Source organism: Shewanella frigidimarina NCIMB 400, assembly GCF_000014705.1.
Taxonomy (GTDB): Bacteria; Pseudomonadota; Gammaproteobacteria; order Enterobacterales; family Shewanellaceae; genus Shewanella; species Shewanella frigidimarina.
Genome location: NC_008345.1, coordinates 4,167,134 through 4,193,728 on the forward strand (window position 1 = coordinate 4,167,134; position 26,595 = coordinate 4,193,728).

At 41.3% G+C, this 26,595-nt stretch carries 20 protein-coding genes; 9 read left to right on the forward strand and 11 right to left on the reverse strand.

Annotation, left to right across the window (positions count from 1 at the left end; all coding sequences use genetic code 11):
- Positions 1 to 33: 33 nt before the first annotated feature.
- Both SFRI_RS18025 and SFRI_RS18030 read right to left on the reverse strand, forming a co-directional pair.
- Positions 34 to 3,744, reverse strand: a complete 3,711-nt coding sequence (locus tag SFRI_RS18025) for a response regulator (RefSeq protein WP_011638921.1) — start codon at positions 3,742 to 3,744, stop codon at positions 34 to 36.
- A gap of 261 nt (positions 3,745 to 4,005) precedes the next feature.
- On the reverse strand, positions 4,006 to 6,270 hold the full coding sequence (locus SFRI_RS18030) for a TonB-dependent receptor (RefSeq protein WP_011638922.1): 2,265 nt from the start codon (positions 6,268 to 6,270) through the stop codon (positions 4,006 to 4,008).
- Positions 6,271 to 6,486: 216 nt separating this feature from the next.
- Between SFRI_RS18030 and SFRI_RS18035 the strand changes: the two genes are divergently transcribed.
- The 3 genes from SFRI_RS18035 (at position 6,487) to treF (ending at position 10,414) form a co-directional block, all read left to right on the forward strand.
- Positions 6,487 to 7,509, forward strand: coding sequence for a LacI family DNA-binding transcriptional regulator (locus SFRI_RS18035; protein WP_011638923.1), 1,023 nt, complete (start codon positions 6,487 to 6,489; stop codon positions 7,507 to 7,509).
- 111 nt (positions 7,510 to 7,620) lie between these two features.
- Positions 7,621 to 8,859, forward strand: coding sequence for an MFS transporter (locus tag SFRI_RS18040; protein ID WP_011638924.1), 1,239 nt, complete (start codon positions 7,621 to 7,623; stop codon positions 8,857 to 8,859).
- Between the two features lie 16 nt (positions 8,860 to 8,875).
- Entirely contained in the window at positions 8,876 to 10,414 is a 1,539-nt protein-coding gene (treF, locus tag SFRI_RS18045) for an alpha,alpha-trehalase TreF (protein WP_011638925.1), read from the forward strand.
- A gap of 69 nt (positions 10,415 to 10,483) precedes the next feature.
- Here treF and SFRI_RS18050 read toward each other — a convergent pair whose 3' ends face one another.
- Positions 10,484 to 11,878 carry a PhoH family protein gene (locus SFRI_RS18050; RefSeq protein WP_011638926.1) on the reverse strand — a complete coding sequence of 465 codons (1,395 nt, stop codon included), beginning with the start codon at positions 11,876 to 11,878 and terminating at the stop codon, positions 10,484 to 10,486.
- A 323-nt stretch (positions 11,879 to 12,201) separates the two neighbouring features.
- Between SFRI_RS18050 and rapA the strand changes: the two genes are divergently transcribed.
- On the forward strand, positions 12,202 to 15,108 hold the full coding sequence (rapA, locus tag SFRI_RS18055; protein ID WP_011638927.1) for an RNA polymerase-associated protein RapA: 2,907 nt from the start codon (positions 12,202 to 12,204) through the stop codon (positions 15,106 to 15,108).
- A gap of 132 nt (positions 15,109 to 15,240) precedes the next feature.
- Complete coding sequence (locus tag SFRI_RS18060; RefSeq protein ID WP_041413225.1) at positions 15,241 to 16,113, forward strand: alpha/beta hydrolase family protein; 873 nt, start codon at positions 15,241 to 15,243, stop codon at positions 16,111 to 16,113.
- Positions 16,114 to 16,164: 51 nt separating this feature from the next.
- Here the strand turns inward: SFRI_RS18060 and SFRI_RS18065 are convergent, their stop codons facing one another.
- Positions 16,165 to 16,971, reverse strand: a complete 807-nt coding sequence (locus SFRI_RS18065; protein ID WP_011638929.1) for a crotonase/enoyl-CoA hydratase family protein — start codon at positions 16,969 to 16,971, stop codon at positions 16,165 to 16,167.
- A 442-nt stretch (positions 16,972 to 17,413) separates the two neighbouring features.
- On the opposite strand from SFRI_RS18065, the gene SFRI_RS18070 reads away from it, so the two are divergent.
- Both SFRI_RS18070 and SFRI_RS18075 read left to right on the forward strand, forming a co-directional pair.
- On the forward strand, positions 17,414 to 18,409 hold the full coding sequence (locus SFRI_RS18070) for a response regulator (RefSeq protein ID WP_011638930.1): 996 nt from the start codon (positions 17,414 to 17,416) through the stop codon (positions 18,407 to 18,409).
- A 15-nt stretch (positions 18,410 to 18,424) separates the two neighbouring features.
- Positions 18,425 to 19,381, forward strand: a complete 957-nt coding sequence (locus SFRI_RS18075; protein ID WP_011638931.1) for a GGDEF domain-containing protein — start codon at positions 18,425 to 18,427, stop codon at positions 19,379 to 19,381.
- 83 nt (positions 19,382 to 19,464) lie between these two features.
- On the opposite strand, the gene rraB is transcribed toward SFRI_RS18075, so the two are convergent.
- The 6 genes from rraB to SFRI_RS18105 form a co-directional block, all read right to left on the reverse strand.
- Positions 19,465 to 19,896 (reverse strand): ribonuclease E inhibitor RraB, encoded by a 432-nt coding sequence (rraB, locus tag SFRI_RS18080; RefSeq protein ID WP_011638932.1) that lies wholly within the window; start codon positions 19,894 to 19,896, stop codon positions 19,465 to 19,467.
- A 95-nt stretch (positions 19,897 to 19,991) separates the two neighbouring features.
- Positions 19,992 to 20,726 (reverse strand): 1-acylglycerol-3-phosphate O-acyltransferase, encoded by a 735-nt coding sequence (locus SFRI_RS18085; protein ID WP_011638933.1) that lies wholly within the window; start codon positions 20,724 to 20,726, stop codon positions 19,992 to 19,994.
- Between the two features lie 147 nt (positions 20,727 to 20,873).
- The gene (locus SFRI_RS18090) at positions 20,874 to 21,659 is read right to left on the reverse strand and encodes a metal ABC transporter permease (protein ID WP_011638934.1); all 786 of its coding nucleotides are present in this window, start codon (positions 21,657 to 21,659) and stop codon (positions 20,874 to 20,876) included.
- 4 nt (positions 21,660 to 21,663) lie between these two features.
- Positions 21,664 to 22,569: a metal ABC transporter solute-binding protein, Zn/Mn family gene (locus SFRI_RS18095; protein ID WP_041413226.1), complete on the reverse strand. Its 906-nt coding sequence runs from the start codon at positions 22,567 to 22,569 to the stop codon at positions 21,664 to 21,666.
- Positions 22,553 to 23,746 (reverse strand): membrane protein, encoded by a 1,194-nt coding sequence (locus tag SFRI_RS18100; RefSeq protein WP_011638936.1) that lies wholly within the window; start codon positions 23,744 to 23,746, stop codon positions 22,553 to 22,555. The genes SFRI_RS18095 and SFRI_RS18100 overlap by 17 nt, the downstream gene beginning before the upstream one ends.
- 87 nt (positions 23,747 to 23,833) lie before the next feature.
- Positions 23,834 to 24,106, reverse strand: coding sequence for a hypothetical protein (locus tag SFRI_RS18105; RefSeq protein ID WP_041413227.1), 273 nt, complete (start codon positions 24,104 to 24,106; stop codon positions 23,834 to 23,836).
- A gap of 244 nt (positions 24,107 to 24,350) precedes the next feature.
- On the opposite strand from SFRI_RS18105, the gene SFRI_RS21865 reads away from it, so the two are divergent.
- Positions 24,351 to 24,476 carry a hypothetical protein gene (locus SFRI_RS21865; protein ID WP_011638938.1) on the forward strand — a complete coding sequence of 42 codons (126 nt, stop codon included), beginning with the start codon at positions 24,351 to 24,353 and terminating at the stop codon, positions 24,474 to 24,476.
- Between the two features lie 5 nt (positions 24,477 to 24,481).
- Here the strand turns inward: SFRI_RS21865 and SFRI_RS18115 are convergent, their stop codons facing one another.
- On the reverse strand, positions 24,482 to 24,811 hold the full coding sequence (locus SFRI_RS18115) for a hypothetical protein (protein WP_011638939.1): 330 nt from the start codon (positions 24,809 to 24,811) through the stop codon (positions 24,482 to 24,484).
- 124 nt (positions 24,812 to 24,935) lie between these two features.
- Here SFRI_RS18115 and SFRI_RS18120 point away from each other — a divergent pair, with 124 nt between their 5' ends.
- Positions 24,936 to 26,579, forward strand: a complete 1,644-nt coding sequence (locus SFRI_RS18120) for a mechanosensitive ion channel domain-containing protein (protein ID WP_011638940.1) — start codon at positions 24,936 to 24,938, stop codon at positions 26,577 to 26,579.
- Positions 26,580 to 26,595: the final 16 nt, after the last annotated feature.

Here is a 26,595-nt window from a genome sequence, read left to right on the forward strand (position 1 = left end):
TCTCCCTGTCGTTAATATCCTATCTTCAAAAAACTAATCGTCTTTATGATTATGTTTATATGCAATCCAATGAGATAAGGTTTCAAATAATTCAGTAAGCACAATTGGCTTAGTGATATGTGCATTCATGCCTGCAGCTAAACTTTTTTCTTTATCACCCGACATTGCGTGCGCAGTCATGGCGATAATAGGCATTTGTTGTTTGCTATAACGTTTGCGTAATTCGGCGGTAGCAGTTAATCCATCCATTACCGGCATTTGAATGTCCATTAACACTGCATCAAATGGTTTAGAATCAATCACATCTAATGCAACTTGACCGTTGTCGGCTATCACTACTTCATAACCGGCACTTTTCAGTAATTCAGACGCCACTTGTTGGTTAATAAAGTTATCTTCAACCAACAATACTAAACCAGATGCTTTGGCGGGTTCGGCTTCAATAATAACCGGCATTGCATTCAGCTTAGGTTCTTTGGCAAAGGCATTAATAATTTCATCAAATAACGCCGAGGCCTTAAACGGCTTTTGTAATACCGCATAAACAGAATTTTTTTGCAGCTCATGGTCTAACGGCTCAGCAGCATAAGCGGTCATTAAGATAATAATAGGACGCTTTGCTATGCTACCATCAGCGACCATTTCATCTATCGCCTTAATAACATCACAGCCGTTCATTTCTGGCATCATCCAATCTAACAACAATAAGTCGACTGGCTTTTTACGCAATATATCCAGTGCTTTTTGACCACTGTCTGCCGTGTTCACACCAAAGCTAAAATCGGTCATCAATGTCGAATAAATTTGTAATGCACTTGGGTTGTCGTCAACCACCAGCGTTGTTAGGTTATTTAATTGTTCTGGCACCACCAGCGGCGCGATCACTTGTTCTTCGGCAATTTCAAAGCTAATGGTAAAACTGAAAATGCTGCCGGAGCCCAGTTCGGACTCAACTTGCATGGTTCCACCCATCATCGACACTAAATGTTTACTGATAGATAAACCTAAACCCGTGCCGCCATATTTACGTGTAGTTGAACCATCAGCTTGTGAAAATGCATCAAACAGCATTGCTTGTTGGTCTTTACTGATCCCAATACCGGTATCGCGTACCCAGAATTTCATGGTGATACGGTCGTCACGCTCACCCACATCTTCGCAACCCAGCTCAACTTCACCAGTTTGGGTAAATTTGACCGCATTAGACAATAAATTAACGATGACTTGGCCTAAACGCAGTGGATCGCCATACAAAATAAGCCCTGCGGTGACTGGCGCATACAGCAGTAATTCGACGCCTTTTTCTTGCGCTTTAATGGCATTAATATCAATAACATGATCAAGCACTTTATCCAGCGGGAACGCGACTCTTTCTAACTCTAATTTGCCTGCTTCAATTTTAGAAAAATCTAGAATGTCATTAATAATTCGCAGCAACGATTGGGCAGAAAAACCGGCTTTATTAAGATAATCTTGCTGTTGCACAGTCAAGCTAGTGCGTTGTGCTAACTGCAACATACCAATAATCGCATTCATTGGTGTCCGAATTTCATGACTCATGTTGGCCAAAAATTCACTTTTGTACATGTTGGCTAACTCGGCGTCTTGTTTTGCTTCAAGCAAGGCGACTTCGTTACTCTTCTGACGGGTAATGTCTTTATGTGTACCGAGCATTCGCTTACTACAACCATCCTCAGAAAACTCAACCGCTCGCCCACGAGATAACACCCAGAAATACAGGCCATTTTTACCGCGCATTCTAAATTCGATTTCATAAGTGCCAACCGGATCGCGCACATATTGAGCGCGGTACTCTTGTACTCGTTCACGATCGTCAGGATGATATAACTCATCTATTGATTCGAGTAACGGTGGAAACTCATTAGCTTGATAACCCAACATTGAATAGAAAGCCGGATTACAAATAATCTGTTCAGAATCAATGTACCAATCCCACAAACCATCTTCTACCGCATCCATAGCAAGATGGTAACGTTGCTCAGACATGCGTAATTGCTCAGCGGCTTCGTATTCACGGGTAATATCACGCCAAACAGAAATCAAACCTAATAGATCGCCACGGCGATTGTAAAACGGCAATTTAAAGGTATCGAGCAATACCGGTTTACCTTCAATATTGACTCGTTCTTGGTAACGTAATGAATGCTGCTGGGTCAGAACTTTGTTGTCTTCTTCCCCAATGCGCAAGCCTTGCTCTGGGCTCACCACTTCTGATGACGTTAAGCCAATAATTTCATTTTCGGTATAGCCCAGCATTCTTTCAGCTGACTTATTACAGCCTAAGTATTTGCCTTCTTTGTCTTTAAACACGATCGCTTCAGGGATCGAATCGATCAATGATCGTAGCAATGCAAACTCGCGCTCACGGCGCTCAGTTGTTTCACGTAAACGCTGAGTACGCCTAGCAACTAAGTTATCAAGACGTTTATTTTGTTCGGCGAGATGATGAGTATACTGGCGGTTTTCTTCAAAAATACGACTCACTAGCGCAAACCACGGTTCCCAACCACGGGTAATTTTCTCTGGCGGACGGATAGGCGTTTGTGAACACGCTTCTAGATGGGTTAATAAGCGTGAAGCTGGGCTAACGAATGCTCGGCGAGTTTGCCAATGCACAATGGTAACCAGCAGTGACAAGGCCAATACCACTAATAGAAAACTCAGTTGTAGCTTGTCCCACGAATCTTTGAATAAATCATCTTCATCTTGTAAATACAGTAACCGCCAAGGCGCGTTATGCAATGCCACACTATGAATGTAATATCCATTTCGCAAAATGCCTTCATGGGCGTCAAATAGCTCAGACTCCGATAACGAATGTAACTCTGCCGGAATTCGCTGGCTAATGTGGTAAACCTTATTCATTTCACTGGAGTCAAAATCACTGTGAGATAAAATATTATTTTGCTGGTCAAGCAAGATCACCGTACCGGGCATTTTAAAATAGGTACGAATTTGTTTATCCAGCGATGATAACGTCATGTCGAGGTTAATCGAACCGATAAACTCATCTTCTAGATATACCGGTAAACCAAGCGTAGTAATAAGGCCTTGATGCGCCGAATCGATGTACGCCTCACTCCAAAAAACACTACGTTGTGGATTCATTGAAGGCGTTGATAATTGAAATTGTTTCTTATTGAGCAGCTCATCTCTAAAGCGTAAATCATTATTTTCCCATGGATAAAATGACATCATCCGACGGTTAGAAATATAATAGATCGACGAAGCTTTAGGGGCAGCTTCTTTCGCGACAGGAAAGGATAATGATAGCTCAAACAGCATTTCAAGCTCTTGATAAAAGCTCTCGCTACGGTCATCTAATGAACCCGCACCAGTAATGCGTCCCATATTGGTAAACGGTACACCACTGTTGGCATAATTGGGTTCTAAAGTGAAATACTGGCCATCTTCGTTAAATTTTTCATACTCTGGTAAGCGCTCTTTACGCACAAACTCGCCCAAACGTAAATGATCCACCGCTACATCACGCAAGCTTTTCACCGCACGAATGCTCGACTCAAGCAATAAGTCGATTTGCATAACATGACGAGCTACTTGTTCTTCTCGTTGTTGAATTTGCTGCTCTTTTTGACGTTCAAACATAATGCCAGCGGTCAGCAAAGCCATCACAATTACCCCGATATAGGTGTAGAACACCGCTCGGTTATAATTACGTTGAATAGGAGATTTTAGTTGTAAATCTGGCTCAGTCGGTTTCATTAACCACCCTTGATACAGCGTAAAAAAAAAGACCCGCTGTCGAACGAATAACACCAAAAAACGGCAGTTATAACAGTAATGATTATGATATCAGGAAGATATCGTTAATCACATGAATAAATACCTTATATGGTCTGATCTGTTTAACCTAGTAAGCTTAGGCATACCAGCAAAATAGCATCGAAAACGTGATAAAAAAAAGACAAAAAAACCAGTAGTTTGCACTACTGGCTGTTAATATATTAAGAGAGTTTTAGGGGATTAAAACTGGTAACTTACATTAAAATCAATGGTTCTTGGAAGGATATAGCGTCCATTTGAAGAAAGTGAATCTCGAGGGTCACCTTCTGTTAGTGCATTCTCATCTGTTAAATTACTCACAGCAAGCTGCATTTGAACTTCTTCGGTTAAGTTAACAATAACGCCTAAATCGACTTTGGTGTATCCAGCTAACGTTACCGTGTTTTCATTATTAGCAAAACGGTCGCCAACTGCCGATACCGTTCCGTAAAGCGTCGCGTACATCCCATTTGAAAAATCAATATCGTAACTAGGTGTCATACGCACTTGCCAGCCAGGCTGCCTTTGCGCTTCATTACCTTTATTGGTAGGGCTTTCGGTAATTTCAGTTTGTTGTATGGTTGAATTAAGATTTAACGTAAAGCCACTATCCGTGAAGTAATTAAAATCAACTTCAAGACCATACGCTTGGTTTGTTAATACCTCAGCTGGGGCACCTGGAACTGCAACAAAAGTATCGCCTTTTACTTCATTGAAAAATGTTGTGGCATAAAGTTCGTAATCATCAGCAACTAACTTGTAACCCAATTCATATTGAGTAACATCTTTAATCAAATCTTCACCCGACTGATATGCGTCAAAGTTATCGCGAAAATCATCAAAGAATGGCATTTTAGAACCATCACTTATCCGTGCAAATATGCCTTGGGAATCAGCAAACATCCAATTTGCTCCTAAAGTCCATGCTATGGCAGACTCATCATAGGAAACCGCTTTGCTGATCACACCGTCTAACCCTTCATCAACCGTATACTCAATTTGATGATTTTCGTTGCGAATACCAGCATCCATCGAGAGTGAATCGGTTATTTCATGGGATGCTGCAACATAAAAAGCTTGAGTAGACCCATCGCCAACACTGTTTATATCGTAATTCCAACCACAGCTATCTTGGTTATCGTTACAATCGATTCCCGTTAGCATTTCGCCACCAGACTCAACCACATGATAAGCTTGGTTACCTATTGACCACCAGTCATTCGCGCTAAAGGTAGAGTGGTAATAACCCGCAGTAATTGTACTGTTATCAAATGTTTTAGTAATAGCGAGATCATTGGTAAAGGCTTCAATTTGTTTCTTAACAACCCAACGACCAATTTGCTGTACCACAGTTGAGCCCGCGTATTCTGTTCCTGTTACCGCGCCAGAAGCAGTGCTTCCACTGTCTGCAATCGTCGATAACATGACTGGATCACCATCAGGGACTAATCCATATGTATCAGCATCGCCTTTGGTATAAATAAAACGGTCAACAATGCCCCAACCATTGTCTAAGGTTAAATCTAAACTGCCGCCTGATACAGAACCATTCCAGCCTCGACCTTGGCCAAAATCAACGTTGATAGCTTCACCATTGGGTCCAAATTTAACTGTTGCTTGACGGTTATTGGTTCCAATTTGGTTATATTGATTATCGACAGTAGAAACATTTATCGGTGCAGGCAAATACCACACGCCATGGTCATCAGTTTGACGAGTAAAAACATTGAACTTACCGTTATCAAATTTTTTGGTGATATTAACCGTAAACTGTTTGCCTTCTTCTGCATTGAATCCGGCATCACGAACGCCTGGTGAGCTCTTAATATAGCCACCAGCCATAAAATATAAATCTTCTGCTAATTGGCCACTAACAACGCCGTCAACACGTTGTAAGTTGTAATCTGAAGTTGAATATTTCACTAAACCTTCAGTTTCTTCGGAGCCTTCTTTTAATAAAAAGTTTGTGGTTAAACCTGGTTGGCCATTTGATACCACAGGATTAGGACCACCACGAAGTGCTTCCATGAATGACACTGTTTCGTCTAGTCTAAATAAGGTTGAGTTTTCTAAAAATGACAGCGTTGGCGGTGGAAAAATAGGCGCGCCTTGCAGTTGAACAGTTAAGAAAGGAGCATCTCCGCCCCCAGGAAAACCACGAACAAACACGTTAGCACCTGATACACCACCTGAACTTTCAGCCCAAATCCCCGGTACAGCCTGAAAAAGTTCTGCAGTGCTTTTTGGAGCCAATTTTTTAATATCGTCTTCAGAAAACGAGCTAATGGCATAACTAGCATCTTCTTTGGCAACACTTTTCCCACTAAATGTGCCGGTTACTACAATTTTTTCGACTCTATCTTTGCTGACTTCTTGTTGTATTTTATCTGCGGCAAAACTGCTATTAGCTTGGCAAATTAAAGCTATTGCTACAGTTAATGAAGATAGCTTGAAATTTTTCATCATGTTTTTCCCTTTGGTTGACAAGCGCATTTAGCGATGATCAACGATTTATTATATTGATTACTTTTTCTTCCCCACACCCAATATAGGTTCCAATGCAAACGTTTGCAATAATTTTATGCAAACGTTTGCATTTTGATTTCGCTTTCCGTTGCATTACTGGCTGTATATGTAATAATTCTTTGACAGGTTTTAAGGATATACTGGGATGTTTCACCTTTGAATAACGACAATAAAATCACCCTAGCGGGTTTAGCCAAGCTTGCTGGTGTGTCTACTTCTACCGTATCAAGAGCACTCAACAATAATCCGCTGATCAAACAAGAAACTCGCGATAGCCTCCAAGCGCTTGCCAAACAGCATAACTTTAGTTTAAACCGCGCCGCGAGTCGGTTACGTACACAAAAAACCAATGTGATTGCTGTCATTTTGAATCTAAGCGACAGTACCGATCAAAGCATTAGCGATCCATTCTTACTTAAGGTTGTAGGTGACTTGAACCAAGCACTCAACCAACACGGTTATGAAATGTTGTTATCGAATTCATTAATGGCTCATGAAGATTGGACAAGTTACTTTATCAACAGTAGCCGTGCCGATGGCATCATTGTTGTAGGCCAAGGAAAAAGCACCCAAAAAATAGAAGATGTCGCCCTCTCAGGAGCACCACTGGTGGTGTGGGGAGATCCTAAAGTGAATGCTACCTATCCTGTTATTGGTAGCGATAACTGCCTTGGGAGTTACTTAGCTACGCGTCATCTTATTGAAGGGGGCTGCAAACGGATTGTATTTCTTGGCGACCCAGAACATGCCGAAATGAGTGAGCGTTACAAAGGCTACGAAAAAGCCCTCGCTGAATTCAATCTTGATATTAGTATCGATCTTACAGTATCTTGCGACATTACCAGTAAAGCTGCATACGAAAAAATGGACCAAGTTATCCTTGATCACGGGCTTTTTTTCGACGGTATTGTAGCAGCCAGTGACATGGTTGCTCTTGGTGCATTAAAAGCGCTAAAAGAGCGTTACATCAATATTCCAAATGACGTCGGCATCGTAGGATTTGATGATATTGTCATGGCTGAATTATTTCACCCTTCACTCACAACCATCCAACAAGACACTAAAACGGCCGCGAATATCATGGTAGAACAACTCATCAACCAATTGAATGGCCAACCAGCAAAATCAGTTGTTATGGACATCAAACTGATCACTCGAAAATCGACTAAATCGGTGTAAGTTATTTCGATAATAGAAAAAACTAATACTCACAAGACAAAATGCAAACGATTGCATTAGTGAGGTTTCAAAGATACACTGAAATGACTTACCTTTATTTGAGCGAACTTTATGCCTCGTTTTATCACTATAACTGCCATTGCTGCTTGTTACTTTGTGTTTGCTATTTTGCTCAACAGTGTTGGTACTGTAATCCTGCAATCGATCAATAGTTTTGATATCAGTAAAACAGAAGCAAGTACACTGGAAGGTTTTAAAGACTTATCTATCGCATTTGTGTCATTTTTTGTTGCTTCAATTATTCCAAGAATTGGCTATAAAGTTGCGCTACTCATCGGATTATCAATTGTCACTATCGCCTGTGCTATTACGCCAATGCTAGGTCAGTTTTGGGTGATCAAACTGCTATTTATGTGCATTGGTGTGTCTTTTGCGTTAGTAAAAATATCGGTTTACTCTGTTATTGGCCAATTAAGCGACTCGATAAAAGCACATTCATCATTGCTCAATACCATTGAGGGTATTTTCATGTTGGGCAGTTTATCGGGGTATTGGTTATTTAGCTTTTACATCCATCCCGACAATGACTCATCAACCCACTGGCTACAAGTTTACTATCCGTTAACCGCAATGGTGTTAGTCGCGATGGTTCTCGTTTTCTGCTCATCCATGACCAAGCCGTCACAACAAGACACACCACCTAGTATTGTGGATGGGTTTGTCGACATGATCAAAATGAGCATAAAACCTTTGGTACTCATTTTTGTTATGTCCGTGTTTTTATATGTGCTTATTGAACAAGGCATAGGCTCTTGGTTACCCACATTTTACAATGAAGTCATTAACCTACCGAGTCATATCAGTGTACAAATGGCGAGTATTTTTGCAGCATCACTCGCCATTGGACGCTTACTCGCGGGGCAAATTCTAAAGTTCATCAATTGGCATTTATTTCTAAATATCTGTCTCATCGGTATGGCGTTAATCATCGTATTTTTACTGCCCCTAACTGGAGCAAGTTCTGGTGAAGAAATAAAATCTATCGTTGATGCTCCACTTATCGCTTATTTATTGCCACTTATCGGCTTAATGATGGCTCCTATATACCCCGTGTTGAACTCAGTAATGCTGAGCAGTTTAGCGCGTCACAAACACGCTCCGATGACGGGGTTGATTGTTGTTTTCTCTGCTTTTGGCGGCACGACAGGCTCGCTTATTACTGGTTATTTTTTTCAAGAAGTTGGAGGAAAGAATGCTTTCTATCTAGCCCTTATCCCAATGGTGCTGTTAATCATCAGCCTGTACTTTTTTAAGCAAGAGACTCAGAAAAGCTCTGTCAATAAGTCGTAACGAAAAGGCCTTTTTCATGGAACAGATCTATGATTCAACCAATCAAGCTAGACAAAGCTTGATGTTTTTTGAAAGTGATTTATTTAAAACGGTACAAATAAGTCATATTTTTACCGACAGTAAAACGTTTGCAGATGCGATTCCACGCATTGCCATGAACGATATTCTAAATGAATTCAATAAAATCAGTAGCAACTTATCTAAAGCTGAATTACTGCAATTTATAGCCAATTATTTCGAACTACCAGAATATCAAAGCATCGTCATAAATAATCCTTCTGCTGATATTGATAAATATATAGATACCTTATGGGGCAAACTTGAAAAAGCAGCAGATAAGCAAATCCCTGGTTCGCTATTGCCTTTGAATGGAAAATATATCGTACCTGGCGGTCGTTTTAGAGAAATATATTACTGGGATAGTTACTTCACCGCATTAGGGTTAATAGAAGCAAACAAGGTTGATATTGTCGAATCTATGTTCACTAATTTCGTCGACCTGCAGAAAAGATATGGTTGTATACCTAATGGCAACCGCAGCTATTATTTATCCCGCTCTCAACCTCCTATTTTAGGGTTGATGTTAGAACTATTACTTCCCTTTCAAAACAATTCAAAGCTGTTTTTAGCTCAACATCTCCAAGCAATTGAAACAGAATATCAGTTTTGGATGCAGGGAAATGAATCACTGTCCGCTGATAATAGTGAATTCAAACGGGTCGTAAAAATGCCAAATGGCTGTATTTTGAATCGTTATTGGGATGATTCAACATCACCAAGACCTGAATCATATCGCGAAGATATGGAGTTAATGAATAGTTTACATGCTAATCAAGATACTTTTTTTAGACATATACGTGCTGCTTGTGAATCGGGTTGGGATTTTAGTTCTCGCTGGTTATCTGACATCAACTCATTAGCCAGTATTAATACCACTAATATTGTTCCAGTGGATTTAAACTGCTTATTATATAAATTAGAAAAACTATTATCTGAATACCATTCTTCATTGAATAATGTGCTTAAGAGTAACCACTATGAGCACCTTGCTGAAACCAGAAAAACCGCCATTAACCAATATATGTGGTGCCCTGAGCAGCAATTCTTTTTTGATTACAATATCAAGAGTCACAATATGAGTTCGGTAAAATCATTGGCTGCCACTTTGCCATTATATGTTCAATTAGCAAGCCAATTGCAGGCCGACTCAGTCAGTAACATCCTTAAGAATGAGTTCCTAAAAGTTGGCGGACTCGTCACCACAGTAAATTCCACAGAGCAACAATGGGATGCACCGAACGGATGGGCACCATTGCAATGGTTTGCCACTCAGGGACTATCTACCTATCATCATAACTCGCTTGCTAATGACATTAAACAACGCTGGATATCGACAATAGAAACGTATTTTACCCAAACAGGTAAATTAATGGAAAAGTACAATGTTTGTCAGCAAACACAGAAAGCTGAAGGCGGTGAGTATGATGTTCAAGAGGGTTTTGGGTGGACAAATGGCGTCTATCTTGCTTTTAAAAAACAATTGAAAGCCAAATAAAAGTGCAATAAACATAAAGGATCAAAAACGCCGAACTCGTTTTTGATCCTTTATTATGACGTAATGTCGTTACAAATGTTCTTCAGCAAACTCAGCTAAACGAGACCGTACGACGCCATTAAGATAAATATTGGCGCTGCCTTCAAAGTCTTTAAAACGTTCAACCATATAAGTTAACCCTGATGTAACCGCAGTTAAATACGTTGAGTCTATTTGGGCTAAATTACCACTACAAATCAGCTTAGTCCCCTCACCCATACGAGTGATCATGGTTTTAATTTGTGACGCTGTTAGGTTTTGACATTCATCTAAAATAACCACCGAATTTTGAATAGAGCGGCCGCGCATAAAGTTAATCGATTTAAACTGAATGTTGGCTTTTTCCATTATGTAATTAACGCTACCTGCTGGGTTTACATCATTTTTATGGAGCACTTCAAGCGTATCGGTAATTGCGGCAAGCCAAGGGGTCATTTTCTCTTCTTCGCTGCCAGGTAAAAAACCTATCGATTCAGCAATTTCAGGGGTATTACGGGTGACGATAATTTTGTCATATAACTTACGTTCAACTACCAATTCTAATGCCGCGGCCATCGCCAATAGCGTCTTGCCGCAACCTGCTGGTCCCGTCAAAATAATCAGTTCAATATCAGGATCTAACAAGGCATCAAGTGCCATACCTTGGTAAATATTTTTTGGGTTAATGCCCCACGCTTCATGATGTAATAAGCGATCTCGGCCGCGATCGATCATCTCTAAATGTTTATCGGTTTTACTGACCACTCGACCACAAAAATCTGAACTGTCATCGATTAAATACTGGTTCAGATAAAAGTTTTCATTACCAAGATGTTCCAATGGCACTTGGTGAACCGTATGTAACCCTCTACGTTCAGTGGAGACTTTATCGACATTTTGCCAAAAATCCCCAGAAAATTGATAAAAGCCTTTCGCGAGAAAGCGCACATCATCAATTAACTGATCGCTGCGGTAATCTTCTACGCGCTCAATACCTGCACCTTTGGCTTTTAAGCGCATGTTAATGTCTTTGGTGACTAACACGACGGTGCGAGGAAAATGGATTTTTTGTAAATGCAGGGCGGTGTTGATAATGCGGTTATCGTTATTGTCTCCAGGCAACGAGCCGATAATAAACTCTACTTGATGATCTGGGAAAATCGATAAATGGCCAGAAACCTGAGAATGTTCTTCGCGAGTAGGCAATGCTACGCCTTTTAAAATTTGCTCCGGGGTTGTGGGACCACCAAGAATATCTTCTAATGCACGTATGGCAACTCGTGCATCACGACTCACATCTCGCTTACGATCCTTAATACTGTCGAGCTCTTCTAACACTGTCATGGGAATAATTACATCATGTTCTTTAAACGAATATATCGCTAAAGGTTCATGTAGTAACACGTTGGTATCCAGTACAAACAACTTTTTGTCGTTTTGTTGCATGGTGCCTCCAGAGTGCTCTCAATGAATAGATATCAGTATCACTTAACTAAACGTATAACATTAAAGGGATAATTAAAGTCTCTATTGAAAACAGGCCATTGCCATGAGCAATGCTGCCTTAATAAAATATGCCATTTGTCGGGTTAGAACTCAATGTCATCATCGCCTTTGTTTCACACTATGACGTCAATGTGACGCTAACATGTCAAGATGATGTAAAAATGAACATCTAAACGATAAATCAATGCTAGAATTTCAATCTGGATGGGTTTGGTTTAACATACGCCCCCTTTTTTGTTTCACGCAATAAATGAGAGTAAAAGATGCCGTTTGCCTTAGGTCAACGCTGGATAAGTGATACCGAGTCAGAACTCGGATTAGGAACAGTCGTTCAAGTTGAAGGCCGCATGGTTACGCTGCTATTCCCTGCCACTGGAGAAAACCGGATGTTTTCTCGCAGTGAAGCTCCCTTAACCCGAGTTATTTTTAACCCAGGTGACACTGTCGAAAGCGGTGAAGGTTGGAGTATCACCATTGAAGAGCTTGAAGAAAAAAACCAATTGGTGATTTATCATGGTATTCATAGCGAGACTCAAGAAAAAGTCAGTCTTCGTGAGACCATGCTAAGCCACAATATTCGCTTTAATAAACCACAAGATCGTTTATTCGCCGGACAAATTGACCGCCTCGAACGTTTTGGGGTGCGTTATCAATGTCAGTTATTGCGCCACAAATTAGCCACCTCAGATTTACTCGGCCAGCAAGGCCCACGCGTAGGCTTAATTGCACATCAGCAGTGGATCGCTCATGAAGTGGGTAGCCGTTACGCTCCACGCGTATTACTGGCTGATGAAGTCGGTTTAGGTAAAACCATTGAAGCTGGCTTAATTATTCATCAGCAATTACTTACTGGTCGTGCTGAACGTATTTTAGTCATTGTGCCGGACACTCTACGTCACCAATGGTTAGTTGAAATGCTCCGCCGCTTTAATTTGCGCTTTTCAGTGTTTGATGAAGATCGATGCGTAGAAGCGTATGCCGACAATGACAATCCGTTCTATACCGAGCAGTTAATTATTTGTTCACTTGATTTACTGCGTAAGAAAAAACGTCTTGAACAAGCTGTAGATGCTGATTGGGACTTAATGGTTGTCGATGAAGCTCACCATTTAGAATGGTCAGAAGACGCACCAAGTCGCGCCTATAAAATCGTCGAAGCGTTAAGTGAAGTGGTCCCAGGCGTATTGCTCCTTACCGCGACCCCAGATCAACTCGGTCATCAAAGCCACTTTGCTCGTTTACGTTTGCTCGATCCTGATCGTTTTTATGATTACGATGCTTTTTTAGCTGAAGAAGCAAGCTACAAAGATGTGGCAGAAGCGGCTGAAGCATTAAGTCAGGATAAAAAATTACCCGACAGCGCAATTAATAGCTTAACTGAGTTGCTTAGCGAGAAAGACATCGAGCCAAGCATTCGTTTGATCCAGTCAAAAGATGTTGATGCAGAATCACAGCAAGCGGCACGTCAAGAATTGCTCCAAGAATTACTCGACCGCCATGGCACTGGCCGCGTACTGTATCGTAACAGCCGCGCATCAGTTAAAGGCTTTCCGAAGCGTTTATTTAATGCTTACCCACATGACATGCCTGCGCAGTACGTTACCGCTGAACGCGTTAACGCCATGATGGGCAGTGCCAAGCAGCCACAGGCCAAAGCAGCACAAGCATTAAGCCCTGAGAAGCTTTACCAGGCATTTGAAAACGACAGTGCCAGCTGGTGGAAGTTTGATCCACGGGTAGACTGGTTAATTGAGTTTCTAAAATCGCATCGCAGTAAAAAAGTACTGATTATTGCTAGCCAAGCAGAAACAGCATTAAGCCTTGAAGAAGCCCTGCGAACCCGCGAAGGTATTCAAGCTACGGTATTCCATGAAGATATGTCGATTATCGAACGCGATAAAGCCGGCGCTTACTTTGCTCAAGAAGAAGGTGGCGCTCAAGCATTAATTTGTTCTGAAATTGGTTCTGAAGGACGTAACTTCCAGTTTGCTAGCCATTTAATTTTGTTCGATTTACCGCTCAACCCTGATTTATTAGAGCAGCGTATTGGCCGCTTAGATCGTATTGGACAACAAAACGATATCCAAATTCATTTGCCTTACTTGCGCGATACCGCTCAAGAAAGATTGATGCGTTGGTATCATCAAGGACTCAATGCATTCGAACTCACCTGCCCGAGCGGTCATGTGTTGTTTAACGAATTTGCCGATGAACTGATTAACGTACTTTGCGACGACGATGAAGATCTGATGACTCAATTGCTGAATCACACCCAGCATCGTTATAAAGAACTTAAACAGGCAATGGAGCAAGGTCGCGATAAACTACTTGAGATCAACTCTCATGGTGGCGAGCGTGCTAATGCATTAATTAAGCGCTTATCAGACAGCGATAACGATACTCATCTCATCGGTTCGGTCATTCGCTTGTGGGATATTATTGGTGTCGATCAAGAAGATCGCGGTGAAAACTCAATCATCTTACGCCCGAGTGAACACATGATGTTCCCTACTTATCCTGGGTTAAATGAAGACGGTATTACTGTGACGTTTGATCGTGAAACCGCTTTGTCTCGTGATGACATTGCATTTATCACCCAAGAACATCCTTTGGTACAAACCGGTTTAGATTTAATCACTGGCTCAGAAACGGGCACCACCAGTGTGGCAATTCTAAAGAATAAAGCGCTTCCAGCGGGCACTCTGTTTTTAGAATTAATTTACATGGCCGATGCATCTGCACCAAAATCGACTCAGTTATACCGTTATTTACCACCGACACCTATCCGTGTGTTACTGGATAAAAATGGTCTTAACATGGCAGACAAAGTGGACTACGCCAGTTTTGATAAACAGCTAAGTGCGGTAAATCGTCACATCGCTAGCAAGCTCGTCAATGCCTCACAGCCTATTTTGCATCCGCTATTGGCCAAAGGTGAAGAGTATGCAAAAGAGTCGCTTACGCAGCTAGTCGTGGATGCCCGCGCTAAAATGACTCAGCAACTTACAGGCGAATTGGAACGACTTGAAGCCCTAAAAGCCGTAAATCCGAACATTCGTGAAGACGAGCTAGAATATATTCGTAATCAAATGACCGAGATAACTGGCTACATGGATAACAGTCAATTACAGCTTGATGCAATACGTATGGTACTTGTCAGCCACGTATAACGGCTAACAAGCATTAAACAATATTGTAGTAATCATGTCGTGTAACCAATGCCCTGTATATCAGGGCATTGTTTTTATTCGCCGTTATACATTAAGCTAACCGCATTATGGTTTCATTCGCTCGAGGTTATAGTGCAACTAGGACAATTTAGTCAGTTACTAATCGTAACGATAAGCATATTGCTGGCAGCGCCTAGCGCAAAGGCACAGCAACCCTACGGTCACTTACCTGCCGATGAAATCAAATTTATCACTATTGACGGTAAACAAACTGAAGTGCTTGTAAGGTCTTGGCAGAGTAAAAAACACTTTGGTTCGGCGATGATTATTGCAGCCTCTGACACCGATGCTGATGCAGCAGGCTTAGCCAGCTACTTACGAACCAATATTAATGCTCGCGGTTGGGCAAGTATTAGCCTAACGCCAGCAAAAGGGCTGTATCGGCCTAACTATGCAACAAAACCTGAAGAAGTCACTAAAGCAGGCACCGAACAACTGCAATTAACCAGCAATAAAAGCACTCCAAAGTATGAGTCATCTCAGTTGCTTGAGCTACGAAATTTTCAACAAAGTAATCTCAATGAAGCCCTAAACCAATTAACCTCAACCACCAGTTTATTTCCTGGGGGCAAGATTCTAATTGTTATTGATGACACAGCCGGCATGGTCACGAATCTGCTTTATGACAAAAAAATCCCTACCCCTGATGTGCTAGTCATCGTCAATGCTTATCGCGAGTTTGAGTACTTAATTGATCCGCAAAGTCAGCGTAAATCGATCGCCGAGCAATTAGTCACCATGTCGATCCCGATCCTAGATATTCAATCTGCTGATGCACATCCGAATTCAATTGAACAAGCACCTACCCGCCTCAACTACAATCAAGTGAAACCTGCTAAGTATTATCGCCAATACCAAATGAGCTTGGACTTAAGCAGCCCTAGTGGCTGGGAAGAAGCCCTCGATCAAATAGAAGGCTTTTCCAGAACAGTTATCGGAAGATAGTATATTCAGCGTAGCCATGACTAAAAATAGAGCATTAGCGAAAACAAATCATTACCACCAAGATTGACGAGAACGATAGGCTTTATCAGGATTTTTAGTTTGTCTAATTGCTGCAATCACGCGGTTTTTACCCAGCAACAATCTTATTTGGCTTAGTGATTCTCGGGCTAATAGGCTGCGCACTGAGGCGGTCCAACTTTGATTGATGCTGCGTTTAATGGCTGCATTAGCATCCGGGGAAGTGCGGCTTATTTTTTGGGCTAGTGCCGTGGCACACTCATAAGCGTTATCACTTATTTGAGTTACCAAACCTAGCTCAAGCGCTTGCTCGGCAGTTAAAATATCCGCGGTATAGGTCAGCATCAAGGCTTTGTCTTTCGGCATAATTTGTCTTAATGCCACCAAACCAGCCATATCTGGCACAAGCCCCCACTTTGCTTCCATGATCGACAACTTACAGCTTGGCGTAGCAATACGAATGTCAGCACCCAATGCAATTTGAATCCCACCGCCATAGCAACAACCTTCTAGAACCGCAATGACAGGAACAGGCAAACGCTGCCATCCCAAAGACACACGTTGGGCTAAATTTGCATTGCCAGGCAACCACTTGAATAAAAGCTTTAATGCACTTGTGGGTGAACTCGCGACACTCTTCACATCTAAGCCAGAACAAAAGTTACCTTCTGCGCCAGATATAATAACCGCATTAATTCGTTTATCACCACGGAGTTGTTTAATCACATTATCAATCGAAGTAAACATTTCAACATTAAGTGCATTAATTTTACTGGGTCTATTTAAGCAAACATGGGCAATGCCATTATCTACTGTTAACTTAATTAACTCTCTTTCCATGAAACACCCTGCTGCTGGTCAGTCCAGTTTACAGGCTAACATATCTGGACTAACTGGCGAATAGTAATAACATGACAAATAATCGGCGTTGGTCAAAATATTGCCACATTTTATTTTGAACAATATACATTGAGTGTTAGCCTAATATATCATCGATATAGGTATAGCCATTCCATCTTCATGATCATGCTTCTACACTAAATATTATGCCAGCTTGATATGACATTGATCACAATGTGGTAACTGCCACTAAAATGTTGCCAACTTGACCAGTATGTTAAAACTAAGTTATCAATATTGTAAGCAAATAAGTATAATGCACTAACGAACAAAAAAAATCGCTGTAAATAGTCTTATAATTATAACTATCCGCCTCGCTCCGTTCGCGGTTGCATTAATGAGTGTTTTTTCCCTAAAGGCGAAATAAGGAAGACCAGCAACAATGACCATTCCAATATTAATATGCGACGATTCTGCACTCGCTAGAAAGCAAATGGCAAGAACTCTCCCCAAAGATTGGGACGTTGAAATTAGTTACGCCACCAATGGCGCTGAAGGCCTTGAAGTTATTCGCGCAGGTAAAGGTGAGATTGTGTTTCTCGATCTCAACATGCCAGTCATGGATGGTTACGAAGTACTCCAAGCGGTACAACAACAAGATTTGCCCGCATTGATTATTGTGGTGTCTGGTGATATTCAAATTAAGGCTCATGAACGAGTCAAAGCATTAGGCGCCCTCGACTTTATTCAAAAACCCGTTAGTGCAGAGGCTATCAGCCATATTTTGCAAGAGTACGGTATTTTGACCCTTACTCAGGGTAATAAAGCTGAAGAAACACCAATGATGAAAGTTGATATGCGTGATGCATGTCAAGAAATAGCCAACGTAGCGATGGGTAGAGCCGCAGACTTACTCGCTAAGCTTCTGGATGTATTTGTACTATTGCCTATCCCTAACGTTAATGTGCTTGAAGTCAGCGAATTAACGATGGCCTTAAAAGCAACCGAACGAAATTCAACAGTCTCAGGGCTTTGCCAAGGATTTATTGGTGCAGGTATCGCAGGTGAAGCGTTATTACTGTTTCATGATTCTAGCTTTGAAGATATGGCCAAGTTAATGGGATTAGAAAACCCAAATGACGTTAGTACTGAAATAGAAGTGATGATGGACACAGGTAATGTGCTCATTGGAGCATTTTTAAATGGTATTTCTGAACAACTTGACATGAAATTCAGTCAGACACATCCGGTGGTACTTGGCAGGCACTGCAGTGTCAACGAACTCATTCACGACAACTCTGACAAATGGCAGCGCACTCTCGCGATGGAAATTAACTATCGAATAGAAGATTACAATATTGAATGTGATCTTCTGCTGCTATTTACTGAAGACTCAATTCCTACGCTGAACTACAAACTTGGCTATTTACTCGACTAATGTTGGATACTTTTTATGTCAAATGATCAAAGTGCGATGAACGAACTCCACTGGCTAATCGATATGGTACAAACCATTGAGGTTGGTTTAGTAGTGCTCGATCGCGACTATAATATCCAACTTTGGAACGGTTTTATGGAAAACCACAGTGGTGTCTCACCCAATTCCATTAAAGGTAGTAATCTATTTGAAAAGTTTCCCGACTTACCAGCCACGTGGTTAAAACATAAAATGGAGTCGGTTTTTTTACTTAAAAACCGCACCTTTATTAGTTGGGAACAGCGCCCATACGTATTCCAGTTTAAAAACTATCGCCCGGTGACTGGCCGAGCAGATTTTATGTATCAAAACATTACCTTACTGCCATTAGCGTCATTAACCGGGCAAATAACTCACATCAGCATTATTGTCTATGATGTGACTGATATTGCGGTTAATAAACTGCAACTTAAAGCCGCTAATGAGCAACTTGAACAACTTAGTCAAACCGATGGTCTAACCCTTTTGCATAACCGTCGTCATTGGCAAAGTTGCATGGAAAAAGAGTTCGATCGTTATTCTCGCTATGGCGATGCAGCATCATTGGTGATGATTGATATTGATAATTTCAAGCGTATTAATGATGAATATGGTCACCCTGCCGGTGATAAAGTGATCCAACATATTGCCTATTTGTTAAAGCAAGCGTTGCGTGACACTGACTGTGCTGGCCGTTATGGCGGAGAAGAATTTGGGGTGGTATTATCTAAAACCACTGCAGAAGAAGCTCTCAACTTTACCGAACGGTTAAGAAAACGTATTGAAGCATCGGAAGTCGCATTCGAAAACCGCCTTATAAAAGTCACCGTAAGCTTGGGCATTAACGATTTAGATTCCGAAATAGATAATAGCTCAACCTGGTTATCGGGTGCTGATAAAGCCCTATATGTAGCTAAGCAAGAAGGCCGTAACAAAAGCGTTATCCATAAATAAGCGCCTATAAAATCTTTTTGTTATCCATAAAAAAACGCCCATCATCGATGAGCGTTTTTTTATGGAATTAGATTGTCGACTTATTAGTGGAATGCACCATCAGACTCATCTTCATCTTCATCGTCATAATCTTCGTCGTCTTCTTCATCGCCTTCAACTTCATCACCGACAAAAAAAGTCCCCCAACCGTCATAGTCTACTTTTTGCTTGCCCGCCACGAGAATCAACTGTTCACATGCTTTATCCAGTAAGGGCACTTCTAGCTTATGCTTAGCAATGGCGTCAAAACAGAAAATAATTGAGCCATCTTCAAGTTCCATTTCTTCTGCATCATTCACTTCAAAACCAAGCTTAAATGCATCAACAGCAGCTTTTTCTAAACGATCAAAATTAGTCGCCGAAAAATGATGTTCAATCGTATATTCCGCATCAGGCTCTGAACCATCAGCAAGTAAGGCATCAACAATTTCAAGATTCTCAGCAAATTGCTCTTTTAACTGACGCTCAACAGACATGGATTACTCCGTAAATAGGACTCGTAAAAATTTAATCAATTATACCCAAACTGACACAAGTTGCGAGCTTGCCAGAGATGTTTGGTGATCAGTGGTTATGTTCGAGCTTTTAAGGTTAACGCTTCAGCTTCTTTATTTAACTCAACTAAACGTGCTGACATCAATTGATGCACCTTAGTGTTTAAGGCTTTAACATCATTTTTATCTAAGCCAGCCGTTGGGATAGGTTCCATCATCTCCACAATTACCACACCGTTGTTCCAACGATTAAGGTTAATATGGCTTTGACACGAAGCTAATACTGGTACTATCGGCGCTTGAGCGGCTATTGCTGTATGAAATGCTCCCACTTTAAACGGTAACAATCCGCGACCGCGAGAACGAGTCCCTTCAGGAAATATCCATACCGACAGTCCTTTGTTCTTCATTCTTTCTACGGTTTTAGCCATAGTATCAAAAGCACTGTGCCGATTTTTACGATCAATAAGAATATTGCCTGATAACCAATAAATTTGACCAAATAGCGGCATCCACGCAAGGCTCTTTTTACCTAAGCTAACAGTCGCTTTTGGTACCACTGACGTATGAGTAAACAAATCAAAATTATTTTGATGATTCGCAAGATAAATGCAAGGTTCCGATGTAGCACTTACAGGATGAACACGTTTAATGACCTTAATGCCTAATATTGGTGCAACAGAACCAAATATACTGGCAATTACATGTACATTATTACGATGCATTGGCCGCAAAAGGCAAAAAACAATCGAAAATACAAAGAGTAAAAACAAAAGTACGGCGAGAATGATTGAACGAGCGATAAGCAGCACAGCATACTCCTGCAATAAAATTGGCGTCAGTATAACGATGCTAGTCTAGGGACTCAACGTTTTGTTTACATATGTACGCTGAAATATTCTGCCCCTGTGATGTGGGGCAGAATAACATAGTTTATATGACAGCTAGATGGTAGATAATTATTTAGCTGGTTGATGTGCTGATGCTGGTGAACGTAGCTTAAGTAACATTCTAAATAACAATGCACTTAATGCTAACGTTGCAACAATAGCGGCACCACTTGGCAAGTCGTAGCTAGCAGACAACAGTAGCCCAGCAATATAGCCCACTATGCCGACGCAATAAGCCCATACTAACTTGGTTTTACCTTGATACTTATTTAATGCCAATGCCGGTAAAATAAGCGTGCTAAAGACTAAGTACACGCCTACTAACTCCACCGACAAAGTAATCACTAATGCAAATAAAAAGTAAAAACCTGCACCATCTAATATCCGTGGTTTAGCGATGATCACCCCAAGAATACCTGCAGAGACTACTGCAGGTAATGCTAATTGAGACCAGCTCACCCACAATATTTGACCAGACATTAACTGCTTTAATAACTCAGCTCCATGAGGATCATTGGCTAACAATAACATTGCCACCACCGCACTGAGCACATAAAAACAACCAATAAATGCCTCGAGTTCACCGACTAACCGTTTTGCCATCCAAGCGATCACACCCGCACCTGCTAATGCAAATAGCGCAGGCATCCATACATGAGCAAACGGTAACTCTTCTACTCGATGATCTATGTGCGATACGATTGCCCCCAATGCAGCAACCTGAGCGATAGCCAAATCAATGAAGATAATGCCACGCTTTAGCACTTGTTGACCTAACAACACATGAGTTGATAACACTAATAGCCCTGCCACTAACGCAGGCAACAAGATAGACAGCAGCTCGACATCAAACATAGTGTTATTTCACTCCATTTAATAATGTCAGCAGACTATCGTATAGACTGATTAAGTCTTTACTTTCATCGTTACCACCTACCGACATCGGTAACACCAATACCGGCAGATTTGCGCGTTCACCTAACCATTTAGCCCCTCGCTCATCTTGGTATGATGCCACTATTACCGCCATTACATCGCCTTTTTCAGCACGAGTAAGTAATGAGGCTAAATGGCTGCTGGTTGGTGCTAAGCCAGGTTTAGGCTCAAGATCTGCCACTTGCTCTATTCCAGTCCAATTAAATAAATAACGGAAGCTCGAATGATAAGCGATGACTTTTTTGCCGGCTAAGTTTTTAGCTTGTTCTTGCCATTGCGGCATTTTAGCCTGCCAACGTTGGCTAAAGTCGCTCAACGACTGGGCATACTTACTGGCATTTTCTGGATCAACTTCAGTAAGCTTAGCGCTCAAGGTCTGCGCAACGGTCAACATCCGCAAGGGGTCTAAATGCAAATGAGGATTTCCCTTTGCATGCACATCGCCCATTGAACGATCTACTTTGGTTAACTTGTCCAAGGTATCAATTTGATCTGCGGCAAAAAACAAGCCTTTATCCGTTGAATTAACCTGAGGATTAGCAGACTTCATTTGTAACATTGGCAACCAACCAATTTCTAAATCGGCCCCGGCGCACACAACTAAATCAGCTTGGCGCATTTTAGCAATCAAGCTTGGTCTTGCTTGTACTTGATGTGGATCTTGCATCGCTGTGGTGGCCGAATACACTCTAGCATCGGGTGCTAAAGTTTGCGCTAATGCGGCATATTCAGGTTCACATGCAAACACGTTCAGTTCCGCTTTAGCTGTCGCGGTAAACAGCAGCGACATTGAAGTCACTGCTAAAAGCAATTTAGAATTGATGCGCACCGTGAGCTCCTAATGACATGACATATTGTAAAGTAAAGATATTATCATCTTCAAAACCATCGAAATTAGTTCCAGTCTGATGAGTGTATTGCAAACGCACGGTCGAAAAATGACTGCTATGCCAAGCAAGACTGACTTCTGACTCTTTTAATTTCTGTGGATCGAGGTGATCGTCATGGATTTCATTAGTATCAATTTGCCCGTAACGAATCCCAGCAGACCAACTTGGTGAAAATTGATACACACTACTCACGTACCAACCTTGATGATAGTCATCGGTACTAACGTCCTCATGATCTGCCTCAAGAATATGTCCTGGCTCCATACCAAAAATGTCAGTGACTCTAAAATATTCGCCACTGACGGTTAAGTTTTGATATTTGTAATTACCATTCGGTGCCCACTTATAAACAAAGTCAGCAATATAGGTATTTTCGCCTGTGTAAGATGCACTATGACTATGCTCAGCATGTCCTTCATCAGCCGCTTCGTCTTCGTGCTCATCTTCGGCATAAGCTTGGCCATTCTGATTACGCAAATAGCTCAATCCTAGTTGCCAAGAACTCTCGATACCAATGTCACCACCGATTTTGGTTAATGCGGTATACACGCCAACATCATCAAAATCACGCTCACCGTGCTCATCTGCAGCGCGTAAGCTTTCGCCTTTAAACGCTTCGACACCCATGGTCCAGTAGAGATCTGTTGGGGCCACATAATTTAAACGAACACCATCATCAAAATAATGACCACCTAAAAATGCACGATAGGCCGCTGGACGATCCGTAAATGCATCGGTATGTAAATGTTGATTATTTAAATAACCAATATCCGATAAAAATCGACCCGCACGAACTGATAAACCGTACGGCATCGCTAACGTTTGGATAAAGGCTTCTTCTAAATTAAGCTCTGTTTCACCGTCATGAGACTCAACAACTGCGGTCACTTTACCGTAAAACATTTCATCAATATTGGCACTTAATGCCAACTCAGTTTCGCCTAAACCAAAACCTTCAGCACGCTCAGCTAATGGTCGGTCGCCCGTTTGATAATAACCATCGAGCACAGCACTAATACTAGGATTAGTTAAACTAGAATCTTCTGCCATTGCAGAATACGAACTCACAGCACAAGCCAGTGCCAATAACGAAACACGTGTGTTTAACGCAGACATAATATCTCCAAAATACAACAAGTAGCCGCCTACCTGGGTTTAGAATAAACCGGCAGATAACGGAAAATAAATTATTACAATGTTGGACTAACGAGATACAGGTGGGGCACGACTTTGGTAGTAGGCTTGGAATACGCTAAGTAAAAAAGGCAGCGTATATTGTTGGCGTTCGAACGTTTGCTTAGAAACGGCAAAAACTAAATTGGAAGAGTGAAGCGTTTTATTAAGCTGATGCTGATGAAAACACAAAGTACAATGATTTTGTACCCCGTCATCAAGATGTTTAACTGAGTGTGCAGACGCAGCAATAGACAACACAATCAAAATGGCACTTAGCCAGATTGCGATAGTTTGTCTCATTTTGATGCGGGAACTCACCAGAACAACTCCACCAGGTTAATAAAAGTGAGCATTAGTGTAAAAGACCGCAGCGGAAAAGCAACACTTAGATTGTGACAATTCATGACACCCATTCACAATCGCGTTCATTAACAATTAACCTTAACAACTAATGGGTAACTAAAACGTTATTTTTAAGATAGGCTTAAGCTATTACCCATACCATAATGAATGTGTAAAACATCATCATTACAGGACAAACACCATGGCACAATTTATTAGAGAAAATATTGGCATCATTTTAGTCATGATCATTGTTGGGGTTGTCGTGCTAGGCGGGATTTACTATGTTGAAGAATCACTAGAAAGCCAAGTTATTGAAGTTAAATAACAAACTTATTTCGCATGCGTCTCTGCATTAGGATCATTTTCAGGCACTTCAATCAGCTGCAAGTGGTCCATAATATGAGATAAACCCACCATAATAACAGCCAAAATAATCAATGGTGTAGTGATAACGGTTACACCCTCAACAAAATAGCCTACTGCAGCAGCAATAACCCCACCATAGAAACCTACTATTTTAACAACTGACAAATATTTATTATGCCCAAGCCATGCAGCACAATGAGGGCATTGAACTTCTACTGACAAACCTTTCCCGCGACTGTCATTCACCTTCGCAATTGAAAAAGATTTATAGCAATGAGCACATTGCAGCGACATGATAATTTCCTCAGTTCAATAATGTCGGCAAGTGTAACAAATTAACCTACCAATTACTGTATTTGGCTCCTATAGGATTTTTCCATTATCATAGGCGCAACTCAGAGCCCTAGGACAACTTTACATGCTACGGATTTTACTAACGTTATTATTATTCACATCGGCAGTGTTTACGACACTATCTCTTCGTGCAGAACAAGATGCTGTGATACCGATTGTTGCCACTAGTCAGCTAACTGATACTCAAAATCAAATCAGCCGTTTACAACAAACAATCGAGCAAGATACCAAGCTACTATTTAAGGCAAAAGGTGAACTGCGTACATTTACTGAATATCGCATTAAAAACAAGTCGTCTGAATTACGCGACAAAATTGGTCAACTTATTGCCACACCAGACGCAGACCAGCAATATCTAGTCACCTTAGTACAAAGCCAATTGGCCTTTTTAGAGAATGTCAGTGCGTACTTAGACGCCCAAATTATGACCATGCGTCTTGATTTAAGTCTAGATGATGACAGTCAAAAAATCCTAGCCATTTCACAACGAGAATTTGAACGCGACCATTATCTCAAGGCACAATTAACCACTCTGCAGTGGGCAGAAACACTGAATATAGATGTGAGTGTCCAAAAGCAAAAATTGACCGAGTTTATGCTCAATAGAGCGGATCAGTTTGATAGTTTAGTGCATTACACACAAGATGAATTACAAAAAGCCGTTGCAGAAGCCGCTGATGCAGGTGCAGATATCACCAGCGAACAAAAAGCTGATGTGGTGGCACTAAAAGAACGCTTGGAGCAAAGCAGCTCTAGCTTAGCGGTTTCAGCGGGAATACTCGAAACATTAGGCCAGAACGTGGCACCATTTAAACAAACATTGTTTAGTGTTTCTGGTGATATCACCCAAGATGTATTGAATTTTAGCGTCGCGTCTAACCTGCTACAAGGTTGGGGTAAAGTCATTAAAGATCAGACGATTAATAATGGACCCAGTTTAACCTTTAAGATTTTAGTGTTTCTATTCATATTATTTGCGGCAAGTTTAGTCGCCAAAATTGTTACACAAATTATCTCTAAAACAGTACGTGCATCGAAATTACAATTTAGCCAACTGTTGCAAGACTTCTTTATCTCGTTGTCGAGTAAAATAGTGTTTGCCCTAGGATTATTGATTGCCTTATCACAGCTCGGGTTTGAGCTTGGGCCGTTACTCGCGGGTTTTGGTATTGCGGGAGTCATTATTGGTTTTGCACTGCAAGATACCCTGTCTAACTTCGCTTCTGGCATGATGATCTTAATCTATCGTCCATTTGATGTCGGCGACTTAATCAATGCCGCTAATGTTACCGGTCGCGTCAGCCATATGAGCCTAGTATCAACAACAATCAAAACGCTAGATAACCAACGTCTTATTGTTCCAAACAATAAAATCTGGGGCGATACCATTAACAACATCACCGCAGAGCATCAGCGTCGAGTAGACATGACTTTTGGCATTAGCTACAGCGACAATGTTGAACATGCAGAAACCATATTAAAAAGTATTGTAGAACAACACCCTAAGGTGCAAGCGCATCCAGAACCGATAGTGAAACTCCACACATTGGGCGAATCGTCAGTCGACTTTATTGTAAGGCCTTGGGTTAAACCCGATGATTACTGGGAAGTATACTGGGACATTACTCGCGCAGTGAAAATACGCTTTGATGCGGAAGGCATTAGTATTCCGTTCCCGCAACGCGATGTACACATATATCAAAAGTAAGCTTTGCAGTTAGCAA